Origin of the sequence: Oligoflexus tunisiensis, assembly GCF_001748245.1 — a bacterium.
Taxonomy (GTDB): domain Bacteria; phylum Bdellovibrionota_B; class Oligoflexia; order Oligoflexales; family Oligoflexaceae; genus Oligoflexus; species Oligoflexus tunisiensis.
The window spans coordinates 420,172-441,655 of the sequence record NZ_BDFO01000001.1 but is presented as its reverse complement, the minus strand read 5'-3'; the positions used below and the strand labels follow the sequence as shown (position 1 = coordinate 441,655).

At 53.3% G+C, this 21,484-nt stretch carries 15 protein-coding genes; 7 read left to right on the top strand and 8 right to left on the bottom strand.

Going from position 1 to position 21,484, the window contains the following annotated elements:
- Nucleotides 1-95 precede the first annotated feature (95 nt).
- Nucleotides 96-2,075: a S9 family peptidase gene (locus OLTU_RS02000; RefSeq protein ID WP_218109787.1), complete on the top strand. Its 1,980-nt coding sequence runs from the start codon at nucleotides 96-98 to the stop codon at nucleotides 2,073-2,075.
- Nucleotides 2,076-2,098: 23 nt separating this feature from the next.
- On the opposite strand, the gene OLTU_RS01995 is transcribed toward OLTU_RS02000, so the two are convergent.
- Complete coding sequence (locus OLTU_RS01995) at nucleotides 2,099-2,785, bottom strand: transporter substrate-binding domain-containing protein (RefSeq protein ID WP_218109786.1); 687 nt, start codon at nucleotides 2,783-2,785, stop codon at nucleotides 2,099-2,101.
- A 321-nt stretch (nucleotides 2,786-3,106) separates the two neighbouring features.
- Here OLTU_RS01995 and OLTU_RS01990 point away from each other — a divergent pair, with 321 nt between their 5' ends.
- Entirely contained in the window at nucleotides 3,107-5,968 is a 2,862-nt protein-coding gene (locus tag OLTU_RS01990) for a 7TM diverse intracellular signaling domain-containing protein (RefSeq protein ID WP_218109785.1), read from the top strand.
- 24 nt (nucleotides 5,969-5,992) lie between these two features.
- On the opposite strand, the gene OLTU_RS01985 is transcribed toward OLTU_RS01990, so the two are convergent.
- Nucleotides 5,993-6,592, bottom strand: a complete 600-nt coding sequence (locus OLTU_RS01985; RefSeq protein ID WP_176736258.1) for a response regulator — start codon at nucleotides 6,590-6,592, stop codon at nucleotides 5,993-5,995.
- A 284-nt stretch (nucleotides 6,593-6,876) separates the two neighbouring features.
- Here OLTU_RS01985 and ung point away from each other — a divergent pair, with 284 nt between their 5' ends.
- Entirely contained in the window at nucleotides 6,877-7,575 is a 699-nt protein-coding gene (gene ung, locus OLTU_RS01980) for a uracil-DNA glycosylase (RefSeq protein ID WP_141731086.1), read from the top strand.
- An 8-nt stretch (nucleotides 7,576-7,583) separates the two neighbouring features.
- Nucleotides 7,584-8,297, top strand: a complete 714-nt coding sequence (locus tag OLTU_RS01975; RefSeq protein WP_141731085.1) for a VC0807 family protein — start codon at nucleotides 7,584-7,586, stop codon at nucleotides 8,295-8,297.
- Nucleotides 8,298-8,327: 30 nt separating this feature from the next.
- Here OLTU_RS01975 and OLTU_RS01970 read toward each other — a convergent pair whose 3' ends face one another.
- Nucleotides 8,328-8,630 carry a hypothetical protein gene (locus tag OLTU_RS01970; RefSeq protein WP_141731084.1) on the bottom strand — a complete coding sequence of 101 codons (303 nt, stop codon included), beginning with the start codon at nucleotides 8,628-8,630 and terminating at the stop codon, nucleotides 8,328-8,330.
- Between the two features lie 515 nt (nucleotides 8,631-9,145).
- On the opposite strand from OLTU_RS01970, the gene OLTU_RS01965 reads away from it, so the two are divergent.
- Together OLTU_RS01965 and OLTU_RS01960 are read left to right on the top strand one after the other, a co-directional pair.
- Entirely contained in the window at nucleotides 9,146-11,527 is a 2,382-nt protein-coding gene (locus tag OLTU_RS01965; protein ID WP_141731083.1) for a ribonucleoside-diphosphate reductase subunit alpha, read from the top strand.
- Between the two features lie 12 nt (nucleotides 11,528-11,539).
- Nucleotides 11,540-12,538 carry a ribonucleotide-diphosphate reductase subunit beta gene (locus OLTU_RS01960; protein WP_141731082.1) on the top strand — a complete coding sequence of 333 codons (999 nt, stop codon included), beginning with the start codon at nucleotides 11,540-11,542 and terminating at the stop codon, nucleotides 12,536-12,538.
- Between the two features lie 54 nt (nucleotides 12,539-12,592).
- Here the strand turns inward: OLTU_RS01960 and OLTU_RS01955 are convergent, their stop codons facing one another.
- Nucleotides 12,593-13,564, bottom strand: coding sequence for a sensor histidine kinase (locus tag OLTU_RS01955; protein ID WP_176736257.1), 972 nt, complete (start codon nucleotides 13,562-13,564; stop codon nucleotides 12,593-12,595).
- 103 nt (nucleotides 13,565-13,667) lie between these two features.
- Here OLTU_RS01955 and OLTU_RS01950 point away from each other — a divergent pair, with 103 nt between their 5' ends.
- Nucleotides 13,668-16,121 (top strand): fused MFS/spermidine synthase, encoded by a 2,454-nt coding sequence (locus tag OLTU_RS01950; RefSeq protein ID WP_141731080.1) that lies wholly within the window; start codon nucleotides 13,668-13,670, stop codon nucleotides 16,119-16,121.
- Here OLTU_RS01950 and OLTU_RS01945 read toward each other — a convergent pair.
- Genes OLTU_RS01945 through OLTU_RS01930 form a run of 4 tightly spaced genes read right to left on the bottom strand, consistent with a single transcriptional unit; the run spans nucleotide 16,108 to nucleotide 21,317 of the window.
- Nucleotides 16,108-16,581 carry a chemotaxis protein CheD gene (locus OLTU_RS01945; protein ID WP_141731079.1) on the bottom strand — a complete coding sequence of 158 codons (474 nt, stop codon included), beginning with the start codon at nucleotides 16,579-16,581 and terminating at the stop codon, nucleotides 16,108-16,110. The two genes, OLTU_RS01950 and OLTU_RS01945, sit on opposite strands and share 14 nt — an antisense overlap.
- Entirely contained in the window at nucleotides 16,578-17,501 is a 924-nt protein-coding gene (locus tag OLTU_RS01940) for a chemotaxis protein CheW (RefSeq protein ID WP_141731078.1), read from the bottom strand. Before OLTU_RS01940 ends, OLTU_RS01945 begins: the two co-directional genes overlap by 4 nt.
- 13 nt (nucleotides 17,502-17,514) lie before the next feature.
- A complete protein-coding gene (locus OLTU_RS01935) occupies nucleotides 17,515-19,578 on the bottom strand; it encodes a response regulator (RefSeq protein ID WP_141731077.1) in 2,064 nt (687 codons plus the stop codon).
- Nucleotides 19,575-21,317 carry a chemotaxis protein CheA gene (locus OLTU_RS01930; protein WP_176736256.1) on the bottom strand — a complete coding sequence of 581 codons (1,743 nt, stop codon included), beginning with the start codon at nucleotides 21,315-21,317 and terminating at the stop codon, nucleotides 19,575-19,577. The genes OLTU_RS01935 and OLTU_RS01930 overlap by 4 nt, the downstream gene beginning before the upstream one ends.
- Nucleotides 21,318-21,484: the final 167 nt, after the last annotated feature.

Sequence of the window (21,484 nt, the reverse complement as noted above, 5' to 3'; positions counted from 1 at the left end):
TTAGCAGCGTATTATGGCGGACCCAAGTTCACATTGCAAGCGCCCGCAATCAGCCGCTAGAGTGCTGCAGACCCTTTAATCAGGAGTTTTTCTCTATGCGAAGTCTGAAGTCTATTTCTTTTCTGGCCCTGGTCGTCCTCTGTACGTCGACCGTACAGGCAGCCAGCAGCAAGGACGTGAGCCGACGCGAGGTTGGCAATCTGGTGATGGAAAATATTCCCGAGATTCCTTCCGCTTTGAAAGAGCGCTTGAACCAGTATGAAAATATCCGTTCCGCATCGGTACGTGGCTGGCTTCCAGGCGATCAGGGGCTGGTGATTAGCACACGGTTTGCCGAAGCGACTCAGCTGCATACCGTGAAAGGACCGCTGCAGTATCGCAAGCAGGTGACCTTCTTCGATGAACCGGTGGGTGCGGCGGATGTGAGTCCGGTGGCTCCGCGACTGCTTTTCCTGAAGGACAAGGGTGGCAACGAATATTCACAGATTTATCTGCTCGATTTGGAATCAGGCCGTTCCCGCATGCTGACCGATGGTGAATCACGCAATGAATCAGCCATGTGGGATCATCAGGGCCGCATGATGGCTTTTGCGAGCACCAAACGCAACGGCAAGGATACTGATGTCTATATTCAGGATTTAAGCGACCCCAACAGCCAGGCTCAGATTGTGGTGCAGGAAGGCGGCACCTGGGAGCCGGTGGAATTCAGCTGGGACGGTTCCCTTTTGCTCGTGGCGAAAGCGGTCTCAGCCAACGAAAATTACCTCTACCTTTACGATATGAAAAAGAAGAAGCTCGAGCAGCTTTTCCCGGGAGTGAAAATGGCCTTTGGGACGGCGGCGTTTGCGAAGGACAATCGGCAGATTTTCCTTTCGAACGATGGGCAAGGGGAATTCAAGACGCTTTACACCTATGACATTGCCAGGAAAACAGCCAAGCCCATCACGGCCAATATCAAATGGGATGTGAATGCGGCCCGGCTTTCCCCGGATGGCAAGACCCTGGTGTTTGAGACGAACGAAGGCGGCATCAGCAAGCTCTACAACATGGATACAAAAAAACTGTCCTACAAGGAACTGAAAGGCATTCCGGTGGGACAGATTGGAAGCTTTTTCTTCCACCCACAAAAGAACAACCTCCTTGCCATGACTCTCTCCTCGGCGAAATCACCGGGTGATACCTTTGTATACGATCTGAAGAGCAATAAGCTGCAGGTCTGGACCGAGAGTGAAGTCGGTGGTTTGAACAGGAATAATTTCGTGGAGCCCCAGCTCTTCTCCTATCCTACGTTTGATCAGGAGGCTGGCAAGCCACGTTTGATCCCGGCCTTCATCTATAAACCAGAAAATAACAAAGGCAAGCTGCCGGTTGTCATCAACATTCATGGAGGTCCGGAGTCGCAGTTCCGTCCTGGTTTCTCGGCCACCTTTCAATACTATGCTACGGAAATGGGAATCGCCGTCATCGCTCCCAACGTTCGCGGCTCGGCAGGATATGGCAAAACCTATTTGACTCTGGATAACGGCTACAAGCGCGAAGACTCCGTGAAGGACATCGGTGCGCTGCTGGACTGGATTGCAACGCAACCGGATCTGGACGCGAACAGGGTGGTGGTGATGGGTGGCTCCTATGGTGGCTACATGACCCTCGCGTCGATGACCTATTACAGCGATCGCCTGGCAGGTGGTATCGAAAATGTTGGCATCAGCCACTTCATCAGCTTCCTGACCAACACCAAATCCTATCGCCAGGATCTGCGCCGCGTCGAATACGGCGACGAGCGTGATCCCGATATGAAGGCCTTCCTCGACAAGATTTCGCCTCTGACCAATGTGAAGAAGATTCAAAAGCCTCTCTTTGTGGTGCAAGGTCTGAACGATCCGCGCGTTCCTGCTTCGGAAGCGGAGCAAATTGTAAAGGCTGTGCGGGCGAGCGGCAACGATGCCTGGTATCTGTTGGCCAAGGATGAAGGCCATGGCTTCCGGAAGAAGGCGAATCAGTCGGTTTATCTGCAGACGACTGTCATGTTCCTGGAAAAGCTCCTTTTCTCTTCGAAGGCGGCTTCAAATCCGTGAATCAGTCCCGAGGCCGGGCGACTCTAGCCTGGCCCCTTTTTCCCTTCCTTCTTCATTTCCGCATCCAGTGCCGCGATGAGTTCAGCATAGCGGGGATAGGCCTTGGAGATGCCGATCTTGGCTGGCAGCTCCTTGACTTTCACACGCTGCAGCTGCCTGGCCTGGTCGGGAGGCAGACTCATCATCAAAGGCCTTTTATAATCGAGAAGAATATCCGCACGGCCACGCTGGAGAAATTTAAAGGCCTGTTGGCGATCCGATAAATCGATCCAACGATAGCCGGACCCGGAGGCCCGGATCGTCGCCCCCCAGCCGCCGTAACCATAGCCCCCTATCAGAGCCAGGCGATAGGGCTTGAGGTCCTCCACGGTTTTGACGACAGGCTGTTTCGCATCCTTCAGCGTCCAGACGTTCAATTCCAGCACGGCCAGCGCATGCTTCGTATAGGCGATATGCTCGGGATGGAGCTCAATCCCGAGCCACATTCCCACTTCACCGCTCTTCAGCATTTTAAAGAGCCGCGCCGCAGGGTATAGCTCCGTGCTCGCCCACCGCAGACCGACCTTATTCATGACCCTTTTTGCATCATTGATCAGAAGACCGGCAGGTTCACCTTTATGCTTATACGTAAAAGGAGGGAAATCCACATAGCCGAGCTTGATGGACCGGAATTCAGTAGACGACGACAGGGTAAAACCCAGGAGAATCACAACACAAAGCGAGCACAACAGAAGGGTGATTCTGTTTCCTGGTATTCGGTTATCCTCTGCTCTCTTCATGGGCTTGCTCAGGTTGGTGCCAAGGCAAACGTCCGGCATAGACTAGCATGGGCTCCCGCTGGCTGCTGGATTATTTTTCGTGCAATGGGTTGTTGTTTCCTGGGTAAACTTTGCCTGAGTGGGCAGGAAGGAAAGGGAGCGGCTATTGCCGATTCCCGCAGCAAGCCTCAAACTTAGAGCAGGCTATGGAGCTGCCTCAGCCATGCGCTCTGCCTATGCAGCAACATCTGGAGATCCCGCGTGATCGGATGCATGACAACGAAAACCCGGCATGAGTCGATCTATTATGCATTACTTATTGCCTTGTTTTCTTTTGCCTTCACGACACCGGTCCGCGCGAACCTGATCACAATCACGGACTCCTTTGAGACAGCCGAGGTTGGTGGGCCTGATGTTGAGTATTTCGAGGACCGGGATGGCAGCCTAAGTCTTGGCGACGTCACTCAGGTTATCGCCTGGAAAAAAGTGCAGGAGCAGATTCCAAACTTTGGGTATTCGCGCTCAGCTTTCTGGTTCCGATTTTCCGTGCGGAATGAAGCCAGTGTTCCATTTCAGGGTCTGATCGAAGTTCAATACCCCATTCTGGACTTTGTCGATTTTCATGTTCTTGATGGCAACCGGCTTATCAAACAAAGCAAAAGCGGGGACATGATCCCTTTCACGATCCGCGAGGTCTTCTATCGTAATCCTGTTTTTCCTGTTCTCTTATCTTCCGAGGAGGAAGTCACGGTTTACGTTAGAGTTCAGACCGAGTCGTCGGTTCAAACGCCTTTTATTGTTTGGAATGAAAAATCATTCTGGACTGAAAATCAGCTGCCTTTCGCCATGCAGAGCCTTTATTTCGGTGTCATGCTCGCGATGGTTGTTTACAACTTCTTCATATTCCTTTCTCATAAATCGGTCAGCTACCTGCTCTATGTAGGTTTTGTTCTTTGTTACGCGCTCTTCCAAATATCACTTCAAGGTTTTGGTTTGCAGTTCCTATGGCCTGAAAGTCCTGATATCAACCGACTGAGTTTGCCACTCACGATCTCCACAGCCCTCTTCTTCGCCTCGACGTTTGCCATCAATTTTCTCAAGATGAAAGAGTGTTCCGTCTGGCTTTACCGGTTTCTCCTGGGCTTTGCCTTATTCATGGCGCTTTTGACTTTGGCGTCTTTCTTCCTGGCAAGCTCTTTGTCTGTCAGGATCGGGGTTGCATGTTCCATCCCCGTAGCAAGCCTTTGCATACTCTCAGGACTAAAATCCTGGCGATCCGGAAACCCCCTTGGTCTTTATTTCATGCTGGCCTGGATCAGTTTCCTGGTTGGGACATTTCTAGCGGCCTTGAATAAATTCGCCATCCTTGATCGCAACCTCATCACGGAATCCACCCAACAGATTGGGTCCTATCTTGAGGTGACCCTTCTTTCCTTCGCTCTGGCCTATCGAATGAACCTGATGAGCAAGGAGAAGTATCTGGCCCAAAGGCAGGTCCTGGAAGCCCAAGGAGCCCTTTATAAGGCACAAAAGGAAGCCAATGATCAGCTCACAAGCAAGAATCAGGAAATTCAGGAGATCAACCGCAACCTGGAAACCATCGTTGCCTATCGCACGCGGGAACTCAAGGCGATCTTCGACAATATCCCTCAAGGCATCGCCTCGTTGAATGAGCATGGGGTCATCTCTCAGAATCATTCCAGGCACCTCAAGGTGGTTCTGAACAAGAGTGATCTGACCGGGCAATCCATCATTGATATTCTGGCATCGACGAAACTTTCGATGGATAAGATTGATCGGGTGAAGGAAAGCCTGAAAGCCTGTGTCGGGGAGAATGAACTGAATTTTGAGATCAATGCCGGAAACTTCCCGAGGGAACTCTCCATGGAGAGGGCGAATGGAACCTCGTATTATTCCCTAACCTGGAGCCCGGAGCTAACCGACGATGGCATGGTTCACAGCATCCTGATGACGATCGAGGATGTGACGGATAAAAAGAAGCTGGAAGAGGAAAGCGAAAAGCAGCGGACCAACTTTCAGGTCGTGCAGGAACTTCTGCAATGCGATGCGGACAAATTTGAGAGATTTGCAGGTCCTTCCGGAAAGCTCCTCCAGGACAATCGACGTCTGGCTGAACAGGACACCGTTTCCATGGATGACATTCGTGTCATGTTTGCCAATGCGCATACCATCAAGGGCGGGGCGCGGACGCTCAATCTTTCCATTCTGGCGAATACTCTGCATGAAACGGAAGGGCAGTATGCTCAGCTCTTAAATGGTCAGCTCGAAATTGACAAACGCACCCTGCTGGTGGGCATCAACCGGGCCCTGGCCGTTTTCGATTCCTACATCGCAATCAACACCGGCAAGCTCGGGCGTAAGAGCAACATGAATCAGGTGATGGTGGACGTTCATTCGATGCGGGAACACTATCAGGTGCTGCATCAGCTGGCCCAGTCTTCGGGAGCCAGGGACGTGGCCGAGACTCTGCAAGGCATGCGCGACCGCCTGGGTCGCATGATTTTCAGGACAGATCGGGAGGTCCTGGAACAATGTCTTGAGCCCCTGGGAAATGTCGCGAAGGACCTTGGCAAACCGTGTCCGATGGTTGTCCTTTCCACGTGCGAGGTTCTCCTGCCACAGGACGCGGAAAACGTTTTGCGCCATATCATGGTTCATATCATTCGCAATGCCCTCGATCACGGAATTGAGGGGCCAGAGGAAAGAATGGACAAAGGCAAAAGACCGGCCGGTACTCTTGAGGTTTGTACCCGGGTGGAGGATCAAACCATGATCCTTGAGATCAAGGATGATGGTCGAGGTCTGGCCATCCGGAAACTCCGGGAAAAAGGCCTCAATAAGGGGGTTATTTCCGAGGATGCGGGATTGGATGAGATCGCAGAACTTATCTTTGCCCCGGAAATATCAACTGCGAGTGCCCTGTCACAGATTTCCGGTCGTGGCATGGGCATGGACGCGGTGAGGAAGTTTCTGACCGAGGCCGGGGGCTCAATCAGAGTTAAGTTTCTCGGGGATAGGGCGGATTATATGACCTTTGCGCTGGTCATGGAGCTGCCGCTGTTTGGGGCTCAGGTTTCAGGGCAAGAGCCTGAAGGATTGCAGAGGGCTGTCTAGAGTCTTGCCTCTCTGCACCACCCTTTAAGCCGCCCGGGCGAGGAATCGAATGCTTTCCGGGTCATCCAGAAAGCATTTGCCGAGCCTCTGCTTTTTATCCAGCTCCTCTTTCACCACTGAAATCGGAATATGATACAGCTGGATCTGATGCAGGATCTCCTGGGTATCGTAGTAGTAGGTTTTCAGAAGGTTATAGACATAGCCCATTTCCTGATCGCTGCCATAGCTTTCCTCGATCAGCCTTTCATGCAAATCAACAGCCAGCTTCATCTTGTCGCGCAGCTCCTGCAGGACGAGGGGCTTCGACATGATATTGGCCGCTCCCAGCTGAAAGGCGCGGCGTACTGTATCCGCATTCACGGCTCCGGAAATGAAGATGACCGGTATGGTGATCATTTTCTTTTTCAACTCTTCCATCAAATCGAAGCCGTCCATGTGCGGCATGCGGATATCGCAGAGCATGATATCGAAGGGGCGGGTCATCAAAAGCTGATGAGCCGTGAAAGCATCCGGTGCGTATTCACAGTCGTATACGTCCCCCACCGCGGCCTCCAGCAAAACAAAAATCTCGTAGTTGTCATCAACGACCAGACAGGCTAGTTTGTCAGCATTATCCTTACGCATCAGCGCCTCAGTGGGGTATTCGGACCCGCATGAAAGTTCTTGTTCTGGCTTCCTCTTCGCCCGGGCGGCGCGAACTTGTAGGTTCGCTGGCATCCCCTCGAAACCATGGGATAAAATTCCATGGATTTCCGGACCAAGGGCAAAGGACAGGGCGACTTTTGGCGGGTTGGCCGGGGCATTCTTACGGCATGGACGAAGGGGGAACAAGCCGATATAAAAGTGGATTCGTGCGGGTGGCATCAGCCGTGCAAGCGGAAACAGTTGGCTCTCTTCGAGGACGTCCCATGCGTAATGAACAAATTCAAATGCACCCCAGCTGGAAAAAGGTGCTCGAACCTGAGTTCCAGCAGGAATATATGCTGAAGCTGAAGGATTTCCTCAAAAAGGAAATCGCCCAGGGCAAAATCATTTACCCCAAAGGCGCGGATTACTTTCACGCCTTGAATTCCACGCCCTTTGATAAGGTGCGCGTGGTGATCCTTGGCCAGGATCCCTATCATGGTCCGGACCAGGCGCACGGACTGAGTTTTTCCGTGAAACCAGGCGTGCCGATTCCCCCGTCCCTCGTGAATATTTTCAAGGAACTGAAAGCGGATCTTGGCGTGCCGCCCTCGCATCACGGCTATCTGCAAGCCTGGGCGGAACAGGGCGTTTTGCTGCTCAACACCGTGCTGACGGTGGAGCAGGGCCAGGCGGCCTCACACCAGAACAAGGGCTGGGAACACTTCACCGATCGCATTATTCAGCTGCTCAACGAAAAGCGCGAAGGCCTCGTGTTTCTGCTTTGGGGCTCGCATGCTCAAAAGAAGGGGCGGAACATCGATCGCACGAAACACCTGGTGATTGAAACCGCGCATCCGTCGCCCCTGTCCGCGCATCGCGGCTTCTTCGGCAGCAAACCCTTTTCGAAAATCAATGAATATCTCAAATCGCGCGGGGAACCGCCGATCCACTGGCAGCTGCCGCAAAATTTGAACGCATAGAGGAACTGATGGACCAGAAGAATGCTCAGGAAAACCCTTTTGTCAGTATCGTATTCAATATCGCGCTGCCCGTCCTGATATTGAATAAGTTCAGCACTGCGGAACGACTCGGACCTGTGAAGGGCTTGATCCTGGCCTTGTCCTTTCCCATCATTTACAGCATCTGGGATTTCGCCAAAAGGCGTCATATTAGCTTTATTTCCGGACTGGGATTTATCAGCATTCTGCTCACAGGAGTTTTTACCCTGGTGCATCTGCCGGTGGAATGGATTGCCATCAAGGAAGCCGCGATACCCAGTCTGATCGGGATTGCGATCATCGTGTCGATGCGAACAGAAAGTCCGCTGGTCAAAAAACTTCTCTATAACGACAAGATTATCAATGTCGATCTGGTGGAATCGCGTCTGGAATCGACGCATCATAAGGAGTCGTTTGAACGCCTGCTGGGCCAGTCCTCGTATCTTCTGGCCGGTTCATTTCTGGTTTCCGCCATCCTTAACTTTGTGCTGGCTCGCGTAATTTTGAAAAGCCCGACCGGAACACCCGAATTCAATGAACAGCTCAGCCATATGCAGGCCCTCAGTTGGCCGGTCATTGTCATCCCGTCCATGGCCATCATGATGTTCGCGCTCTTTCGCCTGATGAAAGGCATCAAGGAATTAACGGGACTCGAGACGGAAGAAGTGCTCAAGACCCACGAAAAGCCGACAGCGCGCAAGTGAAATACGCAGTTTTTCTAGCCAGTGTGCGACTCAGCGGGGACAAGGCCGGGAGTCGCGACTGTCATAAAATCCGGAGAGCTGCAAGGAGAAATTTTTGAAGGCACCCGCTGTGAAAAATTCAAATAGGAGTTGACTTGCCAATCCGTCCTGCATGTTATGTGAAACTTCAATTGACTGCTGTTTCTTCCTCAAAAAAAACCCGCTGAGCCAGCTATACCAAAGAATGCGCCCGTGCATGGTGACTTGTTGATAAGTTTTTTTTTGAATCGAGGACGCTTCCCACAAGTGCGCAACCTGCTTTCTTTTTCCTCGGATTTTCGGAAACTTATTCACAGGACATCCACAGGAAGGCGCTATATTTAGGGGTTGACTCAGCTTGCCCACACTAGATATGCTAAATTTCGTCGGCAACAAACGGATCCCCAAAATGCAAATGGACTTGGCTTTCATAAGCAACCGACACATGATACGCGCTCAAGTTGTTGAGATATAAGTCGAACGGATGGTGAGTAAACAGTGGTACACGTACATGCGATGTTGAGCCAAGGAATCGAGGGCCGCACTCATTAAAATCCAGCGGCCGGGTGCGGCGTGCAGCCTGGGGGAGCCCATGCTCTTTCTGCCAGCAGCCGAAAACCCCAGCGGGATTCATGTTCCCGCACATGAGACACAACAATCCAGATATATATGATATTGATAGCGATGCACCGGATCGCAGGGTACTTTTTTTTCTCTGAAACCCTGTCCTGGTGCTGCTCAAGGCGTGGCTTTTGCATTGTGAGCCGTCGCCACTAAGGAAAGGCTTTAGGCCGTCAGGTCAACCTTCATAGCCCTAGCGAGGAACTGCCATGAGTCTTCACACCCCCAGCAGCACAACCACTGTCGAAGCAGATGCCAACCTTGGCCTGCGCCGTGAACGTTCCCTATTTATAAGAAAAAGGAACGGCGACAGGGAGCCGCTGAACACCACTAAACTCCGCGAATCCATTGCATCTCTGTGTCATGGTCTTCATGAAGTGGATGCGGATCGGATCCTGGAAAAAGTGGTGAATGGACTCTACGACGGTGCCACGAGCGAGGAGATCGACAAGCTCGTGAATCATACGACGGCGATGCTGATCGCCGACGAACCGGAATACTCCAAACTCGCTGCGCGCCAGTTGCATCAGTTTATTCTGGATGAAGTGGCCAAGTTGAAGGTCCGCAGCTTTTCGGACTCCATTCAGCATGGCTATCAGGTTGGTCTCCTGGCCGAGACAACCTACAATTTTGTGATGGAACACCGCGAGCAGCTCGACCATGCGATCGATCACCGCCGTTCGGAACTCTTCGAATACTTTGGCATCCGTACCGTTTATGACCGCTATCTCTTGAAAGATCCGGAAAAGCGCTGGGTTTTCGAAACCCCACAGTTTTTCTTCCTGCGCGTCGCCTGTGGCCTGTCCCTGACAGTGACGGAAGCGATCGAATTCTATGATCTGATCTCTTCCTTCGCTTACATGCCGAGCACGCCGACGCTGTTCAATTCCGGCACCCGGCGTCCGCAGATGAGCTCGTGCTACCTCCTGGATTCCCCACAGGACAGTCTGGAATCGATCTATGATCGATACAAGGATGTCGCGATGCTCTCGAAATTCGCGGGTGGCATTGGTCTGGCTTATCACCGCATTCGGGCCCAGGGCTCCCTGATCCGCGGCACCAACGGCAAAAGCAACGGCATCATCCCTTTCCTGAAAACTCTCGACTCATCGGTTTCGGCCGTGAATCAGGGTGGCAAGCGCAAAGGTGCGGCCTGTATTTATTTGGAAACATGGCACGCCGATATTTTGGATTTCCTGCAGCTTCGCGACAACACGGGCGATGAGCAGCGCCGCACGCACAATCTGAACCTCGCCAACTGGATCCCCGATCTCTTTATGAAGCGCGTGGAAAGCGACGGCCAATGGTCGCTCTTCGATCCAGCCGAAGTTCCTCATTTCCCCGACCTCTTTGGTGAAGCCTTTGAGGAAGCTTATCTGTCTGCCGAGCGCGAAGGCATGGCCAAGGCCCGCATCAGTGCGCGTGAGCTTTATGCCGCGATGATGAAGTCGCTGGCTCAAACCGGGAATGGCTGGATGACATTCAAGGACGCCAGCAATAGAAAATGCAATCAGACCGGGAAAAGTCCAGCCAACGTTGTGCACCTGTCGAACCTCTGTACCGAAATCATCGAGGTCACCTCGCAGGACGAAACCGCGGTGTGTAACCTGGGTTCGATCAACCTGGCCAACTATGTCGAAGACAAAGCCATCAATTATACCAAGCTGCGTGAGAATGTCCGCGTAGCTGTGAAATATCTGGATCGCGTGATCGACATCAACTTCTATCCGATCGCACCGGCCGAGTCCTCGAACCACCGCTGGCGCCCCGTCGGCCTGGGTCTGATGGGTCTGCAGGATGCCTTCTTTAAGCTGCAGCTGCCCTTCGACTGCGAAGCCGCGCGTGAAATCTCGCGCCGCGTCCAGGAGGAAATTTACTACGCTGCGCTCGAGGAATCCTGCGCACTGGCCAAGGAATTCGGCCCGCATCCAGCTTATAACGAAACCCGGGCCGCCGAAGGCAAACTGCAGTTCGATCTGTGGAATGTGACCCCATCGGATCCCGCTCGCTGGCAGGTTCTGCGCGATAAAATCAAGGCTCATGGCCTGCGCAACTCGCTTCTGATCGCGATCGCTCCGACCGCCACCATCGCTTCGATCTGCGGCGCCTATGAGTGCATCGAACCCCAGGTGTCGAACCTCTTCAAGCGCGAGACGCTGTCGGGTGAGTTCATCCAGATCAATACCTATCTGGTGAAAAGCCTGAAGGAGCTGGATCTCTGGAATGAGTCGATCCGTAACAAGATCAAGCTGGCCGAGGGCTCCATCCAGGGCATCGACGAGATCCCCGAGACCGTCCGAGCCATCTATCGGACCGCCTGGGAAATCCCGCAAAAGTCCCTGGTGGACATGGCTGCCGATCGCGGAGCGTACATCGATCAGAGTCAGTCGCTGAACCTCTTCAGCGAAAGCCCAACCATCGGAAAACTTTCTTCGATGTACAATTATGCCTGGAAAAAAGGTCTGAAGACGACGTATTATCTGCGTTCAAGACCAGCAACCAAAATCAATAAGACTACAGTGCAAACCACTGCTGTTGCAGCGATAGCCTGTTCTCTTGAAAACCCTGATGCCTGCGAAGCCTGTCAGTGAGGAGTGCGTAGAATGCTGTTAAGTCCTGGGATGGATTTGACCCTAAGACCGATGAAGTATCCTTTGTTCTATGAAATGTACAAGGATGCCATCAAAAACACCTGGACGGTTGAGGAAGTCGACTTCACGACCGATGTGGGTGACCTGCGGGACAAACTGTCCGACGCCGAGAAACATTTGATCAAGCGCCTGGTGGCTTTTTTCGCCACGGGAGATTCGATTGTATCGAATAATCTCGTCCTGAACCTATACAAGCATATCAACTCTCCCGAAGCGCGGATGTATCTGTCGCGTCAGCTCTATGAAGAAGCTCTTCATGTGCAATTTTATTTGACGCTGCTCGATAGCTATCTGCCGAATGACGAGGAACGCAAGGCCGCCTTTGCTGCCATCGAAAACATTCCTTCGATCCGGCGCAAAGGGGAATTCTGCTTCCGCTGGATCGATTCCATCAATGAGCTGCACAGCCTGAAAACCCGGGAGGATCGCCAGAAGTTCCTTCTGAACCTCGTGTGCTTTGCGGCCTGCATTGAAGGACTCTTTTTCTTTGCCGCCTTCGCCTATGTCTACTTCCTGCGTTCCAAGGGCCTTTTGCATGGCCTCGCGTCAGGAACCAACTGGGTGTTCCGCGATGAAAGCTGTCATATGAATTTTGCCTTCTCGGTGATCGATCAGGTGCGCCGTGAAGAGCCGGATCTCTTTGATGACGGTCTGCGCCGCGATATTACCCGGATGGTCGACGAAGCCGTCGAATGCGAGATGGCCTTTGCTCAGGATGTGCTGGGCTTTGGAATCGCTGGTCTTTCGGAAAAGGACATGCGCTCGTATCTTGAATATGTTGCCGATCAGCGCCTTGTTACGCTTGGCATTGCCCCTGTTTATATGTCCAAGAACCCCTTTGGTTTTATGGAACTGCAGGACGTGCAGGAGCTGACCAACTTCTTCGAACGACGCGTGGCAGCCTATCAGGTCGGTGTCACCGGCGAGGTGAGTTTCAACGAAGACTTCTGAGTTCGTTTTCCAACCCAGGCGTCTGGATCTTCATCCAGACGCGTCCATTCCCTCTCATCCATCCGGTATCACGAAACAGAAAGTCGAACCCTTGCGGGGTCGCGACCGCACCCATATCGTTCCCCCATGCCACTCACAGAGATTCTTGCAGATGGCCAGACCCAGTCCGGATCCATGCTGCCGATCCTGGGCTTTTGTCTGGGTTCTTTGCATGAAAATATAAGGCAAATGCTGTTCTTCAATACCCCGCCCCTGATCGACGATCTGAAACAGCACAGCCGGAACTTCCGATCCAGGGAGCTTGGATTTCTCGGCGCGAATTTCTATCTGCCCGCCGACCGCTGAAAACTTGATGGCATTGCCCAGAAGATTCTGCAGAATCTGCGACAGATAAAGAGCGTGCGCCGTGACAGTTAAGGCGGCGTCCACTTTCAGCTGCATCCTGATTTGCTTCTGCGCGGCCAGGACCTGAAGGGCCTCACAGCATTCCTTGATCAGCTCCCGTACAGACAGCTGACGACGCTCCCGATGGGCCGCCTGCAGCGCATCATCCTGCAGCCAGTGGCCCAGCAGCTGCAGACCTTTGTTGGCCTGGCGTAAAATACGCTGCAGGGCCCCAGCGTTTTCAGCGGGTGCCGTGTGCAGCAGATTTTCGACTGTGGCCTTGATGATACCGAGTGGGGATTTCAAATCATGAGCCAGGATATCTTTCGCGGAAAGCGTCGAAAACCCGGCTTCAGCCCCCAGCATGTTTTGGAGGACGTGGCAGTGATGCTTCAGCTTTTGCAGATTATCCGGCGTGATCGGCTCGGAGGCCGGCTGAGACGCCAGGATATGCCGAAACTTTTGCGCGACTTCGAAGACTTCCGGCAGACCCACCATAAGCGCAGGCTCGCAGAGATTATCCGCCAGCAGCAGAAGAGCCTGACGAATGCTGGTCCCATCGACGGCCGTTCTCAGCTGCTCAAGATAGTCCTGGCATTGCTGCAGATTTTCACGGGCTTCCGCGATAAAAATCTGTTTCATCCGCTCATCCCAGGCCGCCATAACTTCACGTCTTTTTGACCCCTTGCAATGTCCCGTGCTAAAATTCTCTCACAGCTTGTATCCCATTCAGGAGACCTATCCCGTGAAAGCCATACACGCTCTGTTTTTTTTCTCCGGCATGACTTCACTGATCTATGAAGTCATCTGGGTCCGCCTGCTGACATTGACATTCGGAGCCGCAGCATTTGCCGTGGCCTCCGTGTTGCTCGCCTATATGGGGGGACTCTGCGCCGGATCCTGGTGGCTGGGACGGCGCGCTGATGCGATAAAAAACAAGCTGCTCATTTATGCAGCACTTGAAATCTTTATCGGGCTTTATGCCTTGATCCTGCCCTGGGTTCTGAATCACACGGGTTCTCTTTACGTTCTGATTTTTCAGCATTATGAGCCTGGCTTTTACGCGATGAGCATCATACGCCTGCTCTGCTCCACGCTGGTTCTGGGCATTCCCACGTTCTGCATGGGCGGAACCCTTCCTCTCCTGGCCGCTGGAATTCAGGACAATGCATCAGGTCATGCATCCCGCCAGGTGGCTTCGCTCTATTCCATTAATACACTGGGCGCAGTATTCGGCTGTTTGCTCGCCGGTTATGTATTTATTCCGCAACTGGGCCTGAACGGCACGACGTGGTTTGCCTCTTTCTGCAATGTCTCCATCTTTGTTCTTGTGGTGGGTTGGCAAAAAAAGTTTGGCCTCACGCCGGTCACCCCTTCCGCGAAGCCTGCGAAAATCAATGAGACAGTGCCCCTGCCACGGGAAATACGTCTCGTGGTCTTCAGCTGTCTGGCCATTTCGGGGTTATGCTCCATGGCCTATCAAACCATATGGACCCGACTGATTTCCATGGTGATCGGCACGACCGTTTATGCCTTTACCGTGATTTTGGCCGCTTTCCTGCTCGGTATCGTGCTGGGCAGCTGGCTCTATCGCGGCTGGTTTGCCCGTAACTCTCTGCTGGCTCTGGCCTGGGCCCAGCTCACCGTCGGGCTTTTTGTGCTGTTTTCCATGCCCTACTTTGATGAGCTGCCCTTCCTCTTTCTAAAACTCTTTGCGGAAACCCGGGAGAACTGGATTCTCTATCAGACCGCGCGGATGCTTTTTGTGCTGGCGATCATGATAATCCCTACGACCTGCTTTGGCCTCTCGTTCCCTCTCGTTGTTGGCATCTGCAGCCATCGCGAGGAAGGAACCGGTCGTACGGTCGGCAATATTTATGCCGTGAATACCGTGGGGGCGATCATTGGGTCCTTTATCGGCGGCTTTGTTCTGATCCCCTTCCTAGGTCTTCAGAAAAGCCTTATGATACTTTGCCTCATCAATACTCTCGCGGGATTCGTTCTTTTATCCTTGCATCCTGCTCTGCAATTGAGGCCGCGTATCATTCATATTGTAACAGCGATGTTGGGCCTTTTTCTTTCCGTGTTTTTACTAAGGCCCTGGAACCTGCATTATCTCAACAGCGCACCTTACGTTTATGCCACTGATTACAATAGCACGAGCAGTGTGGCGAATTTGAAAAAAATTCTCAACTCTTATGAACTTCGTTTTTTCAAAGAGGACGCCACAGCCACCGTTTCCGTCTTTAATATTTCCGGCACGCTGTCCCTGGCCATCGACGGCAAGACTGATGCGTCAACAGGTGGAAACGCCGATATGTCGACACAAATTCTGCTGGCGCATCTACCCGCGCTGCTGGCGCCCAGAACGGATGAGGCGCTGCTGGTTGGGCTTGGCAGTGGCGTCAGCCTGGGTTCGCTCTTGAAGTATCCCGTGTCTCATGTGGATGTTCTGGAAATCTCCCAGGCGGTCGTCGAGGCCTCGGATCATTTTCAGGATTACAACTCGGCCCCTTTACAGGATCCGCGGGTGAATATGATCGTCGGTGATGGACGCCATCATCTTCTGCGCACAAAAAAATCCTATGACGTCATCATCTCGCAGCCTTCCAATCCCTGGATCACCGGCGTTTCCAATCTCTTCACCACGGAATATTATCGTCTGATGTCCGGGCGTCTTTCACCCGATGGTGTGGTCTGTCAGTGGATTCCGTCCTATCATATGACCGAGGAAATGCTGGCCGTCATTCTCAAATCCTTCCATGGGGTCTTTCCTTACGTCACGCTCTGGACCAGTTCCGTCCCGGGTGATCTCTTCGCCATTGGCTCCAACGCTCCGATCCAGGTTCGATTCCCGGCCTATTTGCAGAATTTGGAACGGCCGGCCATCCGTCAGGACCTGGCACGCATACAGATGGACAATCCCCTGCTTCTCGCCAAAACTTTCAAATATGGACAGGAACAGTTTGGAGCTTTTGTGCAGGAGTTTGGCAAAAATCTTCCCGACAACAGTGACACCTTCCCGATCGTGGAGTTCATGACCCCACGCTTTCTCTGGAAGCAAAAGGCGGCTCACAACCTGCATCGTTCCGAGCAGCTGAAGGGGAATCTTTCCACTCTGCTGGCCTATATCCGCTTTGAAAAGGACACCAACCGTGAGCATTTCACGGAAGGGGCCATGCAGATCATGAGCCAGTAGCCAGGTTCCGGATGAACTTGATTTCGGTCTGGCAGCCCGGCAGGTGGAAGGCTATCTTGCGCCCGTTCTGCCCGCCCACGTCGGCGGCCACAATGGGAATGCGCAGCTGGGCCAGGCAGGATTCGGCCAGATCTATGTTTTTATCACCAATCGTAAAGCTTCCCACCAGATGATCCACGACCGCGGCGCCTCCATAGATTTCGGCACGCAGCCGCGATGGAGCTGAGCCCATATCAACCAAAGCCTGAACCAGATCGGGAATGGCAAAAACACCATATTTCAGGCGATTTTTGCGGTCGCTTTCCGATGAGGGTTCGGGCAGCAGATAATGGTTAACGCCTGCCAGGAGTTTGGCGGGATCATAGAGGACCACAGCAATGCAGGAACCCAACACGGTGCGAACCACACCGCGGCCCGAGAGAGTCGCCAGGCGACCCGGGAGAAGAAAGATTTCTGTCATGCAGCCAACATCGACTTGAGATCCACTATCAAAACGGATTGACCATTGTATCGGGCCACGGTTTTGAAGAGATGATGCTGTCCGCCTTGCAGGACCGATTTGTCCGAGACGTTCTCAAAATCCTGCGCCTGCAGCGAAATCACCTGACGTGGCTTTTGAACGCGAAAGGCAAAGCTTTGCTCTTCAGACTCACAGATTACCGCACAGATGTGAGCATCATTCGCCTGTTCATCCATGCCAGAGCCCAGATCCATCACAGGCAGAGCCCGATTGCGAACCACGATGATGCCTTTCAGACCCTTTTGAGGATGCGGCAGAGGGTTCAGGTAGTGATCGGACACGATTTCCTTCACTTCATTCAGATGAATGGCAAAAAGTCGATGGTTCTGTTCCAGCAGCAAATATTTGCCGATTTCCGCCTGAAATCGCTCGTCGGCCGGCTCATGCTGAGGAGCGGGTTCGGCGTTCGCTGTTTCGGCATCCGTTTCCTCAAAAAGTCCCCAGCCCTGGGGTGCCTGCACCCTGGGAGGAAAAGCTGTGGCTTTCAGCTGATCGAGATGCTGGCGACACGCTGTATCATGCCCGGGCAGATCCTCCAGGGTATCCGCCAGAATATTGAAATAGATTTCTATGCCATTCAGCAGTTCACTGAATCCCTGATCGGTTTCCGGTCCTCCCTGCAGATTCCCGAGGACTTCCTCCATCTCATGGAGCAGGGCGGCAAACGTGGAGAATCCCACGGCCTGGGCGGAACCTTTCATATTGTGAATGACGAGAAGGGCCTTTTTCAAAGCGGGGCTGGGATTCTCCCCTATACTGGCCGCGCATTCCCTGAGGGTCTCCAGATTGCCTTCGGGATCCTCGACGAAGTGCTTGCGCATCTGATCAAAAAGCTTTTCCGATTCGTCACGATCGCTCATACCATTCCATCCTTTAAACTGCTTCGCGCACGGGATCCCCGGCCAGATCAATCATATCCGTCGGTGACACGACATAGGCAATCTTTCCATTGCCAACCAGGGCTGTGCCATCAAATCCGCGCATATGCCCCACCAGCCGATTGAAAGGCCGGATGACGGCATCGAACTGTCCGAGCAACTGATCGACCATCAGCCCGATCTGCTGATTCTGGTTGCTAATCACAACCACCACCCGATTGTCACAATCCGCCTTGGAAGGCCGGAAGGTCGGATCCGCGGGCCGACAGAGTTCCTTGTACGAAGCCACTCGGGTGGCACGTCCGCGGAACTGGAAACTGAGGTGATTCTTTAGCGGCGTCACCTCTTCCGATTTCAAGGTATGGATGGAACTGACGCTCTTCAGGGGAACCGCGTAGAGCGCACCACTGGATTCCAGCAGTATGGATCGCTCGACGTTGATGGTCTTGAGAACCGGGATCGTCAGAATCAATTTGGTGCCGACCCCAGGTATCGATTCAATGGCCGTGGTTCCATGACAGGCCTGAATTGCTGTTTGAATCGCGTCCATGCCCACCCCACGGCCGGAGATGTTGGTCACCCGTTCCGCGGTGGAAAATCCAGGGCGAAAAATCAAATGGATGATTTCATCATCAGACAGTTGCCGGGCTTCCTTCTCCGTAATCAAATTCTGATTCAGGGCTTTTTCCAGGACCCGCTGGCGGTCGATCCCATGGCCATCATCCTCCACGGTCACGCGAATGGCTTCCGGAAGGTTTTCCGCTTTGATCGTAATCCGTCCCTTGGAGGACTTGCCGAGACGCTGACGTTCTTCCGTCGTTTCCAGACCGTGATCCAGGGCATTGCGAACCGCATGGGAAAGACAGCCGCTCAGGACATTGGCGATTGACTTATCCACGGAGACATCCTCGCCCATGATTTCAAGGCTGATGTCCTTCTTCAATTCTGCACTCACCTGACGCACAATGCGGGGCAGTTTGGCAAAGACCTTTTTCATATCCACACGCCGCACTTCCATCAGCTGAAACTGCATCCGCTCGGAAAGTTTATCAAGGGTCTGCCCAACTTCCTTGGCGCTGTGCATGGCGGCATCGCTCAGATAACCTGGTTCACGGGACAGCATATTAAAGGCATTTTTCACCGCGATAAGTTCGCCCGCCATCTCCATAAAGGAGTCGAGCTTTTCCGTGGGCACATAGACGCCATTGTCAAAATCCTGATCCGGACGAGACTCGTACTTGTCCGCAGCCCTGGGCAGAAGCTTTTCCCCTTCTCCCTGCTGCCGGGTCAGGGCTTGCAACAGGCGAATGGCCTCTTCCACATCGGGCTGGGTTCCATGCCCTTCGATCGCTTTGATCTGCAGACCCAGAAGGTCCGTGCCGTGCAGAAGCCCATCAATGATGGCGCCATTGGGTTTGATTCCCTGCGCCTTCAGATGACTCAGAAGACCTTCGATGGCATGGGCCAGCGGGGTCATGCACGCGGCTTTTTTGATCGCCCCGGAGCTGCCTTTGATCGTATGAATCTTGCGAAAGAGTCGATCGATTTCACTGTGGCATACGCGCTCATCTTCCAGCTTAAGCAGGGATTCATCGACACCGGAGAGCAGCTCACGGGCTTCATCCAGGAACGTGGCGAGAAGGCTCTCGGACTGCCGGATCTCCTCGCGGAGCTTTTCCATATACCGGGTTGCAAAATTGCGCAGGAGCGTGGCGATGCTTTCGTGATGAAAGGGCTTGTCGATGATATCCGAAACGCCCGCCCGCAAACTGTCCACAGCCCGCTGCCGGTCGGCCCTGGCCGTGACCAGTACAAAAGGCAAATCCGAATGATTCGTGCGCACGTGCCGGCAAAGTTCGATGCCGTCCATCTGCGGCATCACCAGATCCGCAAGAATCACGAACACCGTTTCATTTTGCAGCTGAGCGAGGGCATCCGCTCCATTGGAGGTGGATATATAGGAAAATCCAGCCTTGCTGACACTCTCTTCGATAAGAGCCAACCAATCGGGCTCGTCTTCCACGATAAGGACTTTGGCCTGAAGTGTTTCCGCTGTCACGTTCCAGCCTCCTGCTGACAGGATTCATCTGCATTGGAAGCGCCCAGGCGGGCCTGTTGGATGCGTTCCGAAAGCGTCGCGAGTCCGGCGACATCGATGATCAAGGCAACCTTGCCGTTGCCCATGACCGCGGCACCGCCCAGACCTTCGGTCGAGCCGACCGCCGTGCCGATGGGTTTTAAGACAACCTGGGTTTTGCCCAGCACCCGATCCACCTGCAGCGCCACCTTCCGGCCCAGAGCTTCGATCAGAATGACAAGACCCTGCGAATCCTGCTCGATTCCCACGTAATCACCGAGACGAATGAAGGCATAATGAACGTCCTTGATTCGCGCCAGCTGACAACCTTCCTCGAGCGGGACGATATCCACGGCCTGTGACTCGAAAAAGCCGATCACCACTTCCAGAGGAAGGATAAAGGGATTGTCACCGACGGTGACCACAATCCCATCGGTGATGGCCGTGGTCAGAGGCAGGCAGAGACGGAACAGGGTACCCTGACCGGGAGTGGACTTGACCTCAATCGTTCCATTGATGGCCGTGATATTGGCTTTGACGACATCCAGACCCACCCCACGCCCACTGACGTCGGTAACCTTTTCTGCCGTCGAAAATCCTGGCGAAAAAAGAAAGTTATGAATATCCTGCTCGGTCAAGGCCTCAGTATTCGCATCCGGCGCCAGCAGGCGTCGATCGATGGCTTTTTTAATGACGCTCTGTCTGTCAATTCCATGACCGTCGTCCGCGACCTCGATCAGAACCAACTCTCCTTTACGGAAAGCTTTCAGGGAAATCGTGCCTGCCGCTTTTTTATGCGCCGCCAGGCGTTTCTCCGGGCTTTCGAGCCCATGGTCCACTGCATTGCGGCAGAGGTGCATGAGCGGATCGGCAATCCGTTCCACCATCGCACGGTCGATTTCCGTGTCCTCGCCCTGCACTTCAAACTGAACCGACTTGCCCAGCTTATGGGAGACATCCTTGATGGAGCGCTGTAATTTCAGGAACGTGGAGCGGAGGGAGATCATACGCATCGACAGCGTGCGTTCATGAAGTTCTCGGACGCTCTTGTCCAGCTGCGCGATCAGGGTGCGCAATCTTTGATCCAATGAGATATGACTGAGGCTGGCCGCGATCTGACTTTTGATCACGACGAGTTCACCAACCATGTCCATCACGGCATCAACCCGGGCGGAATCAATCTTTAAAGCCAGATTTGCTGGCTTGGCATGATTTTTGTGATCCGCAGGCTCCGGCTCGGAAACGGTCTTCACAGCCACCAGATGCGGGGACTTCCGGACTTCGGAGCTGTTCTCCACTGCACTACGAATCTGCAGCAGGGTGGTCCGCACCATTCCAACATCCCAATCAGCATCCGTTTGAGGCGCATGCTCAATGGTCCGCAGACGCACACGCATGGCATCATTGGCTTGTAAAAGCGCACGGATGCCATCGTCGGTAATTCTTTCCGGATATTTTCGGAAAGCCGCGAGACAATCTTCTGCGGCATGAGCAAACTGGGCAAGATCCTTACAGCCAATCGCTGAGGCCGAACCCTTCACTGTATGATAGGCCCGAAAGATGTCCGCCAAAGCTTCGACGCGGCGATCAACGTCTTCCAGGCTCATAAGTGATTCCTCGCAGGCCTCCAGAAACGAGGATGCCTCTTCAACAAATGTTTGGCGCAAACAAGCCATATCGTCAATTTCGTTGTTCTGCGCCAGCTTTCGAGCAGCTTCCATGACAGCTCCACAATCTGCGTGTCCATGGGCTACCTCGGTACATACTTCGTTTTCTTTAGCTGTTCCATTTGTGAGCATGTTCCCAGAAAAACTTAAATTGGTATCAGTTGATACATAAATAAGCAGACTCACCAAATCGTTTCGAAAAAGCAGATGGGCCTGGCTAA